8 protein-coding genes are annotated in these 14,433 nt (G+C 61.6%); 6 read left to right on the top strand and 2 right to left on the bottom strand.

Going from position 1 to position 14,433, the window contains the following annotated elements; translation table 11 throughout:
- Positions 1 to 96 precede the first annotated feature (96 nt).
- From ptsP to ACM6IN_RS06860, 4 genes are all read left to right on the top strand, one after another.
- Positions 97 to 2,958: a phosphoenolpyruvate--protein phosphotransferase gene (ptsP, locus tag ACM6IN_RS06875; protein WP_007915287.1), complete on the top strand. Its 2,862-nt coding sequence runs from the start codon at positions 97 to 99 to the stop codon at positions 2,956 to 2,958.
- A complete protein-coding gene (pfkB, locus tag ACM6IN_RS06870; RefSeq protein WP_095114225.1) occupies positions 2,958 to 3,899 on the top strand; it encodes a 1-phosphofructokinase in 942 nt (313 codons plus the stop codon). The genes ptsP and pfkB overlap by 1 nt, the downstream gene beginning before the upstream one ends.
- A gap of 11 nt (positions 3,900 to 3,910) precedes the next feature.
- Positions 3,911 to 5,644 (top strand): PTS fructose-like transporter subunit IIB, encoded by a 1,734-nt coding sequence (locus ACM6IN_RS06865; protein WP_414915644.1) that lies wholly within the window; start codon positions 3,911 to 3,913, stop codon positions 5,642 to 5,644.
- A 185-nt stretch (positions 5,645 to 5,829) separates the two neighbouring features.
- The gene (locus tag ACM6IN_RS06860) at positions 5,830 to 7,371 is read left to right on the top strand and encodes an alkaline phosphatase D family protein (RefSeq protein ID WP_414915643.1); all 1,542 of its coding nucleotides are present in this window, start codon (positions 5,830 to 5,832) and stop codon (positions 7,369 to 7,371) included.
- 194 nt (positions 7,372 to 7,565) lie between these two features.
- Here ACM6IN_RS06860 and ACM6IN_RS06855 read toward each other — a convergent pair whose 3' ends face one another.
- Both ACM6IN_RS06855 and ACM6IN_RS06850 read right to left on the bottom strand, forming a co-directional pair.
- On the bottom strand, positions 7,566 to 10,094 hold the full coding sequence (locus ACM6IN_RS06855; protein WP_414915681.1) for a PepSY domain-containing protein: 2,529 nt from the start codon (positions 10,092 to 10,094) through the stop codon (positions 7,566 to 7,568).
- A 214-nt stretch (positions 10,095 to 10,308) separates the two neighbouring features.
- Positions 10,309 to 12,624: a TonB-dependent receptor gene (locus tag ACM6IN_RS06850; protein WP_414915642.1), complete on the bottom strand. Its 2,316-nt coding sequence runs from the start codon at positions 12,622 to 12,624 to the stop codon at positions 10,309 to 10,311.
- 207 nt (positions 12,625 to 12,831) lie between these two features.
- Here ACM6IN_RS06850 and ACM6IN_RS06845 point away from each other — a divergent pair, with 207 nt between their 5' ends.
- The gene (locus ACM6IN_RS06845; RefSeq protein WP_007915302.1) at positions 12,832 to 13,512 is read left to right on the top strand and encodes a Fe2+-dependent dioxygenase; all 681 of its coding nucleotides are present in this window, start codon (positions 12,832 to 12,834) and stop codon (positions 13,510 to 13,512) included.
- Positions 13,509 to 14,261 (top strand): tetratricopeptide repeat protein, encoded by a 753-nt coding sequence (locus ACM6IN_RS06840; RefSeq protein WP_414915641.1) that lies wholly within the window; start codon positions 13,509 to 13,511, stop codon positions 14,259 to 14,261. The genes ACM6IN_RS06845 and ACM6IN_RS06840 overlap by 4 nt, the downstream gene beginning before the upstream one ends.
- Positions 14,262 to 14,433 lie beyond the last annotated feature (172 nt).

The following is a 14,433-nucleotide window of genomic DNA, read 5'->3' as shown; positions in this document are numbered from 1 at the left end:
CAAAACTGCCGCTGAAAAGCAAAGCGGTAAAGCGCCTAAGCTGCAAACCATCCAAAACAATACCTGGCACTCATGAAGCGCCAAAAAGGAGATCGCATGCTCGAGCTCACTATAGAGCAGATATCCATGGGCCAATCGGCTGTGGATAAACCCGCTGCCCTGCAACTGCTCGCCAATCACCTGGTGGCCGATGGTCTGGTTGCCGACGGTTACCTCGCTGGATTGCAGGCACGGGAAGCCCAGGGCTCGACCTTTCTCGGTCAAGGTATTGCCATTCCCCACGGGACCCCGGAAACCCGCGATCAGGTGTTTGCCACTGGCGTGCGCCTGATGCAGTTCCCGGAAGGCGTGGATTGGGGCGATGGCCAGATCGTTTATCTGGCGATTGGCATTGCCGCCAAATCCGACGAACACCTGCGCCTGCTGCAACTGCTGACCCGTGCCCTCGGCGAGACCGATCTGGGCCAGGCCCTGCGTCGCGCCAGTTCACCTGAGGCGCTGCTGAAATTGCTGCAAGGCGCGCCGCAGGAACTGGCGCTCGATGCGCAGATGATTGGCCTCGGTGTCTCGGCCGACGATTTCGAAGAACTGGTCTGGCGTGGCGCGCGTCTGCTGCGTCAGGCCGATTGTGTGAGCAACGGTTTTGCCGGCGTGTTGCAGCAGGTCGAAGCGCTGCCGCTGGGCGATGGTTTGTGGTGGCTGCACAGCGAGCAAACGGTGAAGCGTCCGGGCCTGGCGTTTGTTACGCCGGACAAACCGATGCGCTACCTCGGTCAGCCGCTTAGCGGTCTGTTCTGCCTGGCCAGCCTCGGCGAGGCACATCAAGCGTTGCTTGAACGCCTGTGTGCGTTGCTGATCGAAGGTCGCGGCCATGAATTGGGCCGCGCTACCAGCAGTCGCAAAGTTCTCGAAGTGCTCGGCGGTGAATTGCCCGCCGACTGGCCGAGCGCGCGTATTGCCCTGGCCAACGCCCACGGTCTGCACGCGCGCCCGGCGAAGATCCTCGCGCAACTGGCGAAGAGTTTTGATGGCGAGATTCGCGTGCGCATCGTCGACGGTCAGGACAGCGCCGTGTCGGTGAAGAGTCTGAGCAAACTGCTCAGCCTTGGCGCCCGTCGTGGTCAGGTGCTGGAGTTGATCGCCGAGCCGAGCATTGCCGCCGACGCTTTGCCGGCACTCTTGGCCGCTATCGAAGAGGGTCTCGGCGAAGAAGTCGAGCCGCTGCCAGCGGTGAGCCAGCAACGCGAAGTCATCGCCGACATCGCCGAAGTGCTGCTCGCCCCGGCCTCCGGCAGCCAGTTGCAAGCAATCCCGGCGGCACCCGGCATCGCTATCGGCCCGGCACACATCCAAGTGCAGCAAACCATCGATTATCCGCTGCGGGGCGAGTCCGCTGCCATCGAACGCGAACGTCTCAAGCAAGCGCTCAGCGATGTGCGCAGCGATATTCAGGGCCTGATCGAGCGCAGCAAAGCCAAAGCCATCCGCGAGATCTTCATCACCCATCAGGAAATGCTCGACGACCCGGACCTCACCGACGAAGTCGACACCCGCCTCAAACAAGGCGAAAGCGCCGAAGCGGCATGGATGGCGGTGATCGAAGCGGCGGCCAAACAGCAGGAATCGTTGCAGGACGCTTTGCTCGCCGAGCGTGCGGCGGATCTGCGTGACATCGGTCGCCGCGTGCTGGCGCAACTGTGTGGCGTGCAGACCGCGAGCGAGCCTGAACAACCGTACATTCTGGTGATGGACGAAGTCGGCCCGTCCGACGTCGCGCGGCTGGACCCGGCGCGTGTCGCGGGGATTCTCACCGCACGCGGCGGCGCCACCGCGCACAGTGCAATCGTTGCGCGAGCGCTCGGGATTCCGGCGCTGGTTGGCGCTGGCGCGGCAGTGTTGCTGCTGCAACCGGGCACGCCATTGCTGCTCGACGGCCAACGCGGTCGTCTGCACGTCGACGCCGATGCCGCGACTCTGCAACGCGCCACCGAAGAACGCGATACCCGCGAACAACGGCTGAAGATTGCCGCCGAACAACGTCATCAACCGGCACACACCACCGACGGTCACGCCGTCGAAGTCTTTGCCAACATTGGCGAAAGCGCTGGCGTGATCAGCGCGGTGGAGCAGGGCGCCGAAGGCATCGGTCTGCTGCGTACCGAACTGATTTTCATGGCCCATCCGCAAGCACCGGACGAAGCCACGCAAGAAGCCGAATACCGCCGCGTCCTCGATGGCCTCGCCGGTCGACCGCTGGTGGTGCGTACGCTGGACGTCGGTGGCGACAAACCGCTGCCGTATTGGCCGATTGCCAAGGAAGAAAACCCGTTCCTCGGCGTGCGCGGCATTCGCCTGACCTTGCAGCGCCCACAGATCATGGAAGCGCAATTGCGCGCCTTGCTGCGTTCGGCGGATAACCGTCCGTTGCGGATCATGTTCCCGATGGTCGGCAGCGTCGAAGAATGGCGTCAGGCCCGCGACATGACCGAACGTCTGCGTCTGGAAATTCCGGTGGCCGATCTGCAACTGGGGATCATGATCGAAGTGCCGTCCGCCGCGTTGCTCGCGCCGGTGCTGGCCAAGGAAGTCGACTTCTTCAGCGTCGGCACCAACGACCTCACGCAATACACCCTGGCCATCGACCGTGGTCACCCGACCCTGTCGGCACAGGCGGACGGCTTGCACCCGGCGGTGCTGCAACTGATCGACATCACCGTGCGCGCGGCCCATGCCCATGGCAAATGGGTCGGCGTCTGTGGCGAACTGGCGGCGGACCCGCTGGCGGTGCCGGTGCTGGTCGGCCTCGGTGTCGATGAACTCAGTGTCTCCGGGCGCAGCATTGCTGAAGTGAAAGCGCGCATCCGCGAACTCAGCCTGACCCAGGCGCAAACCCTTGCTCAACAGGCCCTGGCCGTGGGCAGCGCGAATGAAGTGCGCGCATTAGTGGAGGCCCTGTAATGGCCAAGATTCTTACCCTGACCCTCAACCCGGCACTCGACCTCACCGTCGAACTGCCACGCCTGGAGGCCGGTCAGGTTAATCGCAGCGACGAGATGCACACCCACGCCGCCGGCAAAGGCGTGAACGTCGCGCAAGTGCTGGCCGACCTTGGTCATCAACTGACGGTCAGCGGTTTTCTCGGCGAAGACAATCTGCAAGCGTTCGAAACCCTGTTCGCCAAACGCGGATTTGTCGACGCGTTTATCCGTGTGCCGGGCGAGACGCGCAGCAATATCAAAGTGGCGGAGCAGAGTGGGCGCATCACCGACATCAACGGCCCGGGACCGGTGGTCGATGCCGCCGCGCAGCAGGCGTTGCTGGAGCGTCTGGTGCAGATCGCACCGGGTCACGATGCGGTGGTGGTCGCCGGCAGTTTGCCGCGTGGCGTCACGGCGCAGTGGTTGCGTGAACTGATCGAACGGCTCAACCAGCTCGGTCTGAAAGTCGCCCTCGACTCCAGCGGCGAAGCGTTGCGCGAAGCGTTGAAAGCCAGTCCATGGCTGATCAAACCGAACACTGAAGAGCTCGCCGATGCACTCGGTTGTGACGTGGTTTCACACGCAGCGGAAGCGCAAGCGGCGGCGCGTTTGCATGCCCAAGGCATCGAGCACGTGGTGATTTCCCACGGTGCTGACGGTGTGAATTGGTTCAGCGTCGGTTCGGCACTGCACGCCACGCCGCCGAAGGTCAGCGTCGCCAGCACGGTCGGTGCTGGTGATTCGCTGTTGGCCGGCATGCTTCACGGTTTGCTCAGCGCCGACACGCCTGAACAAACCCTGCGCACGGCCACCGCGATTGCGGCGATGGCGGTGACCCAGATCGGTTTTGGCATCAACGACGCTGCGCAACTGGCGCAGCTCGAACAGGGCGTGCGCGTGCGCCCCCTGACAGAACAATAAGAGGGTTTGTCATGAAATTAGCCATTGTTACGGCTTGCCCGAACGGCATGGTCACCAGTGTGCTGTGCGCGCGTTTGCTCGATGCGGCGGCGCAGCGTCAGGGCTGGAGCACCAGCGTTGAAGTGGTCGATGCGGCGCACCCCGAACGCGAATTGTCGGCGGCGACCATTGCAGCGGCCGAGTGGGTTTTGCTGGTCGCCACAGGCGCGGTCGATATGACGCGTTTTGTCGGTAAACGAGTCTTTCAGATTGCCCCGGCACAAGCGCTGCAGGATGTCGAAGCGGTGCTGCGTCGTGGAGCTGAAGAGGCTGAAGTTTACGTCGCCGGCGCTGCTGAACCGGTTGCTGATGCGCCGCGCGCGCCACGTCTCGTCGCTATCACTGCGTGCCCGACCGGTGTCGCCCACACCTTCATGGCGGCCGAAGCCCTACAGACAACCGCCAAGCGTCTGGGTTACGAACTGCAGGTCGAAACCCAAGGCTCGGTGGGCGCGAAAACCCCGTTGAGTGCAGCGGCAATTGCCGACGCAGACGTGGTGTTGCTGGCAGCGGACATCGAAGTCGCCACCGAGCGTTTCGCCGGCAAGAAAATCTATCGTTGCGGCACAGGGATCGCCTTGAAGCAGTCCGAAGCCACACTGAAAAAAGCCTTGGCCGAAGGTGCGGTGGAAAGCGCGGCGGCTGACGGCAAAGCTCCGACGAAGCAAGAGAAGACCGGCATCTACAAACACCTGCTGACCGGCGTGTCGTTCATGCTGCCGATGGTGGTGGCCGGCGGTTTGATGATCGCGCTGTCGTTTGTGTTCGGCATCACCGCGTTCAAGGAAGAAGGCACGCTGGCCGCTGCGTTGATGCAGATCGGTGGCGAGACCGCGTTCAAATTGATGGTGCCGCTGCTGGCCGGTTACATCGCTTACTCGATCGCCGACCGTCCGGGCCTGGCGCCGGGGATGATTGGCGGCTTGCTCGCGAGTACGTTGGGTGCTGGTTTTATCGGTGGCATCGTCGCCGGTTTCATCGCCGGTTATGCGGCCAAGGCGATCAGTCGATATGTCGCCTTGCCGCAAAGTCTCGAAGCACTGAAACCGATTCTGATCATCCCGTTGTTCGCCAGTCTGTTCACCGGTCTGGTGATGATTTACGTGGTCGGCAAACCGGTCGCCGGCATGCTTGGGGCGCTCACGCATTTCCTCGACAGCATGGGCACCACCAACGCGATTCTGCTCGGTGTGTTGCTCGGCGGCATGATGTGCGTCGACCTCGGCGGGCCGATCAACAAAGCCGCCTATGCGTTCTCGGTGGGGCTGCTGGCGTCGCAGAGTTATGCGCCGATGGCGGCGACCATGGCCGCGGGCATGGTGCCGCCAATCGGGCTTGGTATCGCCACGTTTATTGCGCGGCGCAAGTTCGCTCAGACTGAGCGCGAAGCCGGTAAAGCAGCGCTGGTGCTGGGGCTGTGCTTTATCTCCGAAGGGGCGATTCCGTTTGCCGCGAAAGACCCGTTGCGGGTGATTCCGGCGAGCATTGCCGGTGGTGCGCTGACCGGTGCGCTGTCGATGTATTTCGGCTGCAAACTAATGGCGCCGCACGGTGGCTTGTTTGTGTTGGCGATTCCGAATGCGATCAACCATGCGTTGTTGTATTTGCTGGCGATTGTCGCGGGGAGTTTGTTGACCGCTGTGGTCTATGCGACGGTCAAACGCCCGGAAGCCGTCGAGCTGGCGCTGGAACCCGCCAAGGCCTGACTGACACCGCAAACCCCTGTAGGAGTGAGCCTGCTCGCGATATCGGTCTGTCAGTGACATGAGTGTCGGCTGATACACCGCTATCGCGAGCAGGCTCACTCCTACAATTGGTTCTGCGGTGTGTCTGGTGTCATGTGTGTTTCATGATCGCGTGCTTAAGTTTTCCTTTTTTCAGGGAGAACACCATGAGCGATTTCAACCCCGGTCGCCGGCGTGTCATGCAAGTCGTTGGTGCCGGTCTGCTGATGCCAAGCCTGGCGCCGGCAGTGATTGCCTCGGTCAAGGATCGCCCGCAGTTGACCGACGGCGTGCAGTCCGGCGACCTGCAAGGCGACCGCGCGATGATCTGGAGCCGCAGCGATCGCCCGGCGCATATGGTGGTCGAGTGGGACACCCGCAGCCAGTTTCGCCATCCCCGCCGAGTGGTCTCGGCGCTCGCCGATGCGCGCACAGATTTCACCGCTCGGGTCGAGCTCACCGGGCTGCCCGCCGATCAGGCGATTTTCTATCGCGTGTATTTCAAGGACGCCCGCACCGGCGTCGCCAGCGAACCATGGTTGGGTCACCTGCGCAGCGCTCCGACGGCGCGGCGCAATATTCGTTTCGTCTGGAGCGGTGACACAGTCGGCCAGGGCTTCGGCATCAACCCGGACATCGGCGGCATGCGCATCTATGAAGCCATGCGTCTGCGCCTGCCGGACTTCTTTATCCACAGCGGCGACACCATCTATGCCGACGGCCCCGTACCCGCGCAGCTCACGACTGAAAACGGTCGCATCTGGCGCAACCTCACCACCGAAGCCAAGAGCAAAGTCGCACAGACCCTCGACGATTATCGCGGCAACTACCGCTACAACCTGATGGACGAAAACATCCGTCGCTTCAACGCCGAAGTGCCGCAGATCTGGCAATGGGACGACCATGAAGTGGTCAACAACTGGTCGCCGGGCAAGCAGCTCGACGAGCGCTATCAGGAGAAAGATATCCACACCCTGGTCGGGCGCGCACGCAAGGCGTGGCTGGAATACTCGCCGATGCGTTTGCAGGCTGCCGACGGCGGCGGGCGGATTTATCGCAAGATCAGTTACGGGCCGATGCTCGATGTGTTCGTGCTCGACATGCGCAGTTATCGCGGCGCCAATGACGACAACCTCGGCGCGGCGAAACCGTTCCTGGGGCGTGAGCAACTGAACTGGCTCAAGCGCGGTTTGAAGAAATCCAAAGCCCAGTGGAAGGTCATCGCCGCCGACATGCCGATCGGCCTTGGCGTGCCGGATGGCGAGGTCAGCCCGGGTGTCGCGCGTTGGGAAGCGGTGGCTAACGGTGATCCGGGACCGGCGCAGGGGCGCGAGGTGGAAATCGCCGAGTTGCTCGGCTATCTGCGTGCGCAGCAGGTGCGCAATTTCGTCTTTCTGACGGCGGATGTGCATTACTGCGCGGCGCATCACTATCACCCGGATCGCGCGGCGTTTCAGGATTTCGAGCCGTTCTGGGAGTTTGTCGCCGGGCCGTTGAATGCCGGGAGCTTTGGGCCTAATCCGCTGGATAAAACCTTTGGCCCGGAAGTGGTGTTCGAGAAGGCACCGCCAGCGCAGAACACTTCGCCGTTTGCCGGGTTTCAGTTTTTTGGCGAGGTGAATATTGAAGGGGGGAGTGGGGAGATGAGTGTGGTGTTGCGGGATTTGAATGGGGTGGCGGTTTTTGAGAAAAAATTGCAGCCCGCTTGAAGATCAAAAGCTAACCCTCACCCCAGCCCTCTCCCGGAGGGAGAGGGGGCTGACCGAGTTGTCTTGCGTCATACATCGACCTGAGAGATCGAGTCGATTATGGATTCGGTAAAGCAGTCGCAGGTCGGCGTACTTCTCAAGCATCCCCCAATCAGTCCCCTCTCCCTCCGGGAGAGGGCTAGGGTGAGGGGCTTTTAATAGACATCACGCCGATATCGACCCTGCTCAATCAACCGCTCCACTTCGGCTGCCCCGAGAATGTCGTTAAGCACCTGATCAACCCCCGAAGCCATCCCCTGCAAGCTGCCACAGATATAAATAACCGCCCCCTCCGCCAGCCATTTCTTCAACTCCTCAGCTGACTCACGCAAGCGATCCTGCACATAAACCTTCTCCGCCTGATCCCGCGAAAACGCCAGATCCAGCCGTTCCAGATCGCCATTGATCAACCACTCTTCCAGCTCCGCGCGGCAGAGGAAATCATGTTCGCGATTACGCTCGCCAAACAGCAACCACTGGCGCTGTTGACCATCGGCAATCCGCGCCTTGAGCAAGCTGCGCAACCCGGCCAGACCCGTACCGTTGCCCAGCAGAATCATCGGCACGGGTTCGTTCGGCAGATGGAAACCACTGTTGCGCCGCACCCGCAAACTGATGCTGCCGCCCACCGGCGCATGCTCGGTCAGCCAACCGGAACCGATGCCAAGGGTGCCATCGGCATGCTGTTCCTGACGCACGATCAACTCCAGCACACCGTCGGCGGCAATCGAGGCGATCGAGTATTCGCGCATGGCCAGCGGCACCATTGCATCGACCAGCGATTGCGCATGCAAACCCACCAGATGTGCGCGGTGCTCGGGCAATTGCCGCGACGCCAGCGCGACTTCCAGAGGTTCGTCGAGGCCGTTGATTTTTACTGTGGTCTCGCCACGAATGCCGAGGCCGTCGAGGAAGTGTTCGATGGCCCACGGGCAGTTGCGTGGCAGTACTTCGACCAGGTCGCCGGCCAGCCAACTGCTGGTGTTCGGTGCGCTCAGGCCCAACAAGTAAACCGGCGCACCGCTGCTGTCCGGGTTCAACAGTTCGCGGCGTGTCAGCGTCCAGTTGTCGTAGTTCGGCGCTTGCCAGGTATCGATGGGGGCTTGCCCGGTGAGCAGGCCGAGTTGGGTTTGCCAATGGCGCAGCGCGTACGGGTCGCCACTGTCGACTTCCACCGGGGCGAACAGGGTCTTGCCGCCGTGTTCGCTCAGCCACTGATGCAGTCGCTTGGCGAAGCCGCAGAAGTGCTGATATTGACGATCACCGAGGCCGAGCACCGAGTAATTCAGGCTATCGAGCGTTGCCGCCTTGCCCAGCACTTTGCGCTCGAACCCGCGCGCGCTGTCCGGTGCTTCGCCGTCGCCGAACGTGCTGACCACAAACAGCGCGTTGTTCGATTCACGCAAATCCTGCTCGCTGACATTCGCCAGTGGCTGCACCTTCACCGGCAATCCGGCTGCCTGCAATTGCCCGGCGGTCTGCCACGCCAGTTGCTCGGCAAAACCGCTCTGGCTGGCGAAGCCGATCAGCCAGGCCGACGCATCGCCCGCCGGTTGAGCGAGACCTTTGCGCGCATCCTTGATCTGCTTTTTCTTGCGTCGACGATCGAGGTACAGCAGCCATCCGGTAATGAAAAACAGCGGCATGCACACCGCAGCCAGGGTGATGATGATCCGCCCGACCAGACCGAAATAACTGCCGACGTGCAGCGCATAAATGCTGGTCAGCAGTTGCGCCTTGAAGCTCTTGTCGGCGTAGCGGTCGACGCGTTTGACGATGCCGGTGGCCGGGTCGAGGGTGATCTGGTTCAGCGCGCGATCATGCGGCGAGCTGTCGAGCAGGTAGAACACCGTTGCCGGTTGGCCCGCGACGGCCGGCATACGGATGTTGTAGGCGGCCAGACCCGGGCCGGCAGCGCTGTAGATGCTGCTCCACATCGCTGCGTAATCGGCGGTCGGTGCCGGGCCTTCCGGCGCCGGGCCGCGACCACCGCGCACGCGCTCGTTTTGCGGCGCGTCGGAGAGCAGTTTGGTCAGGCCTTTGTTGTACCACTCATACGACCAGGACAACCCGGTCAACGCCAGCAGCAGATAGACCAGCAGACACCACGTGCCGGCCACCGAGTGCAGATCCCAGTTGAAGGCGCGACCTTTTTTCTTCCAGTCCAGCGTCAGCCACACGCGCCAGCTGTTCCATTGACGCGGCCAGCGCAGGTACAGGCCGGAGAGGCAGAAGAACAACAGAATCAGCGTGCAGGCGCCGGTGATGTTGCGGCCGGTATCGCCCATGGCGAGGAAGCGGTGCAGTTGCAGCATCAGGCCGAAGAAATCCTGGCCGACGGCATCGCCCATGAAGTCGGCGGTGTACGGATCGAAATAGCGCATCTCACCGCGCCGTTCACCCTTGGGCGGGGTGAAGAAGACTTTCGCCGCGTTGCCGCTGTCGGTTTCGACCCAGAGCATCGAAACCTTTTTGCCCGACGTGGCTTCGATGCGCTCGACCAGTTCGACGGGCGGCAGCACGCCGGCGACTTGTTTTTCCACCTGCAGAACGGAAGGATTCAGCGCCCGCAGGATTTCGTCCTGAAACGAATAGGCCGCGCCGGTGATGCCCATCAACGCCAGCACCAGGCCTGCGGTGATGCCAAAAAACCAGTGCAACTGGAACAGGGTTTTCTTCAACACGTCACTCGCCGTCCATTCGGAAATTGTCTTCACGGCGCGCATTATGCCGTGGGTTATCGAGAAGCGTTCTTTCTTACGCACAAAAGCCCCGTTCAATTGAATGAACGGGGCCCACTGTTTTTTGTAGGAGTTGCCGAAGGCTGCGATCTTTTGATTTTTTTTCAGAATCAAAAGCAAGATCAACAGATCGCAGCGTGCCGCAGCTCCTACAGGGTCAGAAGTGGAAGTTGGTGCTCAACAATGCCGTACGGCCCGCCGCCTGGTTGGCGAAGTGGGTCGAGAAGGCTTTGTCGTAGTAGGTTTCGTTGGTCAGGTTCTGCACGTTGAGTTGCAGGTCGATGTTCTTGGTCAGCTTGTACGCCGCCATTGCGTCGTAGCGAACATACGAGTCGACCATGGTGGTGTTGGCCACGCTGCCGTACACGTCGTCGACGTAGAACGCACCGCCACCGATCGTCAGCTTCGGCGTGACCTGGTAAGTGGTCCACAGGCTGGCGCTGTTTTTCGGCGTGTTAGGCAGCTCGTTGCCATCGTTGGCCCGGCCCAGTGGACCGCCATCGACTTGTTCGCTGTCCATGAAGGCGTAACCGGCGAACACTTGCCACTTGTCGGTGATCTTGCCGCTGGCCGACAGCTCGACACCTTGCACACGGGTCTTGCCGGCGTTTTCGTACGAGGTGGTGTCGACTTGCACACGAGCGTTTTCTTTCTCGGTGCGGAAGATGTCAGCGGTCAGCGACAAGCGATCGTTGAGCAGATCCCACTTGGTGCCGATTTCATAGTTCTTGGTGGTTTCCGGCTCCATGTCGCTGCTCAGCAGGTTGCCGCTGCGATCCGGGGTGCCGCCCAACGGGTTGCCTTCCTGACCTTCGCCCAAGGTGTTGCCCGGTGGCGTGGCCGAGGTGGCGTAGGAGGCGTAGATGCTGCCGTTTTCCGCAGGCTTGTAGACGACGCCGAACTGACCGGTGACGAACTCGCTGGTGTCATCGCCCTTGGACGTGGTGGTGCCAGCGGCGTTGTAGGTCTTGTAGTCGGTGTCGAAGTGGTCGTAACGCAGGCCCATGTTCACCAGCCACTGCTCGTTCAGCTCCAGGGTGTCGAACACATACAGCGCGTAGGTGTTGGCCTGGGTGTCGGTGCCGGCGTAGTTGCGCGAGATTGCGCCGTTCCACGGATCGTTCGGGTTCGGGTTCGACAGCGAGGTGCAGTTGTAGCCACTGGCTGCGCCGATCAGGCCCGGGTTGCAGTTAGTGGTCACTGCGCTGGTGCGCGGCGTGGTGTCGGTGTTGACGTTATACGAAGACTTCTGGCTTTCCTCACGGGTGTACTCGACGCCGGTGGAGAAGCTGTTCTTGAAGCCGGCGACGTAGAAATTGCCGAACAGGTCAGTCTGGTTGGTGGTGGTTTCGGTGTTGCTCACCCGCGTATTGGCACGACGCCAGAGGCTGCCATTGTTGACGTTGCCCTTGCTGTCGTCCGGCTGGGTCAGGATGTAATCCTGCATGCTGCTGCCGTGGCGCAGGGTGTTCTTGATCGTCAGCGAATCGCTCAGGTCATGCTCGATGGCGAAGGTCGCAGTGTCGGTGCGGCCCTTGCGGAAGTCGCGATCCAGACCGTAGAAATTGCTGTGGTCACCGCCGGCGTACGGCTTGTCCGGATTGGACTTGGTGCGTGCAGCGGAGCCGCCAGCAGGAATGGTGTACGGCACGCCCGAATCCGGGGTGTCGTTGCTTTCGAGATGGTAGTAGTCGAGGTTGACGCGGGTGTCGGTGCCCAGGCCAAAGGCCAGGGACGGGGCGATGCCCCAGCGGTCGTAATCGACTTTGTCGCGACCGGCGACGTTGCTCTCGTGGCTCATCAGGTTCAGACGGCCGGCGGCGGTGTCGCTGAACTGGTAATTGCCGTCGAGGGTGTAACGCTGGGTCTGATCGGAACCCCAGGTGAAACCACCATCGAACGAGTTGCCCAGGTGCGCTTTCTTGCTCACCAGGTTGATGCTGCCGCCTGCCGCGCCGCGACCGCCGATGGCAGAGTTCGGGCCCTTACTGACTTCAATGTTTTCCACGGCGAAGATCTCGCGGCTCTGCGAACCGGTGTCGCGCACGCCGTCGAGGTAGGTGTCGCCCTGCGCGTCGAAACCGCGGATGAACGGACGGTCACCCTGTGGGTTGCCGCCTTCACCGGCGCCGAAGGTGATGCCCGGCACGGTGCGCAGCGCGTCCTGCATGTTCAGCGCGCCGGTGTCTTTCAGAACCTGCTGTGGAATAACGGTCACCGAGCGCGGCGTGTCGACCAGCGGCGCGGTGTACTTGGGCGAGGAGGCTTTTTCGACCTGGTAGGACGTCGAGTCCTGGGCTTCGCCGGTGATGGCGGTGGCGTCCAGGGCGATGGCATTGCCGGCGGCTTTGCTGTCGGTTTTTTCCGCGGCGAAGACCATCTGGCCAGCGGAGCCGGCGGTGATTGCCACACCGATTGCAGAGGCGAGCAGACGTGGTGAACTGACCGGTAATTGTGCGTGTTGACGTGCCATTTTTATTCCCCTCCCCAAGGATTTGAGGCGGCGGAATATAGGGTAAACAGGTATTCGTATCAATTGCGAAACATTGTTATTCGCACTGAATTTACATTCTTTACAATTTAACCTTACGGTTTTTGCCAGTTCATTCGTCTCTCGGGTTTTACAGAGACAATAAGAATCAATACCATTGCCGCCTCTTTGCCATCAGGTGTCATTGCCATGCTGTTGCACATCCCCGGGCTGTTCGCGAAAGACGAAGTGCAGCGCATCCGCGAGGCACTGGAGCAGGCCGATTGGGCCGATGGCAAGATCACCGCCGGCTTTCAATCGGCCAAGGCAAAGCACAATCTGCAACTGCCAGAAGGTCATCCGCTGGCCAAGGAAATCGGCGCGGCAATGCTTGAACGGCTGTGGAAAAACCCGCTGTTCATGTCCGCCGCGCTGCCGCACAAAGTCTTCCCGCCGTTAGTGAACTGTTACACGGCCGGTGGCAGCTTCGATTTCCACATCGACAACGCCGTGCGCCAGCCCAAGGGCAGCATCGAGCGCGTGCGCACCGATCTGTCGGCGACGTTGTTTTTCAGCGAGCCTGCGGATTACGACGGCGGCGAGCTGGAAATCCAGGACACCTATGGCACCCAGCGGGTGAAGTTGCCGGCCGGCGACATGGTGTTGTACCCGGGCACCAGCCTGCACAAGGTCAATGCGGTCACTCGCGGTGCGCGTTATGCGTCGTTTTTCTGGACACAGAGTCTGGTGCGCGAGGACAGCCAGCGTGCGTTGCTGTTCGAGATGGACGGGGCGATTCAGCAACTGACTCAAGACCTGCCTGATCACCCTTCGCTGATCCGCCTCACCGGCACCTATCACAACTTGCTGCGGCGCTGGGTCGAGGTATGAGTTTCCAGCTGCGCCGCGAGGAAGTCCTCGACGGCGAACAACTTAGCGCCATGCTCGGCGAAAGTCCGGCCCGTGCTGCGCAGGCGATTTTGCTGGCGGCGGGGGAGGGCGAAGTTGAAGCGCAGGCGTTGCTCGGACAAATCCTGCTCGACGGCCAAGGCATCGCCCAGGATCAAGCGCTGGCGCTACGCTGGTTCGGCATCGCCGCCGGGCGCGGGCATCTGATGGCGCGCAATATGCTCGGGCGTTGTCATGAGCATGGCTGGGGCGTTGCTGCGGATGCATCGGTTGCTGCGCAGCATTACCGGATCGCAGCGAATGCCGGGCTGGATTGGGCGATGTACAACCTCGCCAATCTGCTGGCGACCGGGCGGGGAGTGGCGGTGGATCATCAACAGGCGTTGGCGCTGTATCGGCGCGCGGCTGAATTGGGCCATGCGAAGTCGATGAACCTGCTGGGGCGGTATCTGGAGGAAGGGCAGGAGTGCCCGGCGGATCCGGTTGCGGCGCGCGATTGGTATCGGCGTTCGGCCGAGGCTGGGGATTTTCGTGGGCAGTTCAGTTTCGCTGCAGTTTTAGCGGATGAGGGGCGGATTGATCAGGCGGTCGATTGGCTTGAGAAAGCTTTGGTCGGCGGCAATCTGAATTTTTTGCGGGTGGCGAGTCAGACGCTGTCAGGTGCGACAGATCCCAGGATTCAGGCGTTGGCTGAGCGGTATGCGCATCGGTGCCAAGAGCCCTCACCCTAACCCTCTCCCACAGGGAGAGGGGACTGACCGAGTTGGATGTTCCGGATACACCGACCTGAGATATCCGGTCGAACTCAGCTTTTGAAAGGTCCCCGATCTGCTCCCTTTCCCCCTCGCCCCCTTGGGGGAGAGGGCTGGGGTGAGGGGGATAGATCGAAAGCACACCACAAAT

The sequence above is a fragment of the Pseudomonas sp. IT-P395 genome (assembly GCF_949767675.1).
In the GTDB taxonomy this organism is placed as follows: Bacteria; Pseudomonadota; Gammaproteobacteria; order Pseudomonadales; family Pseudomonadaceae; genus Aquipseudomonas.
The sequence above is the reverse complement of the archived record's forward strand: the minus strand, read 5'-3'. Positions and strand labels throughout refer to the sequence as shown.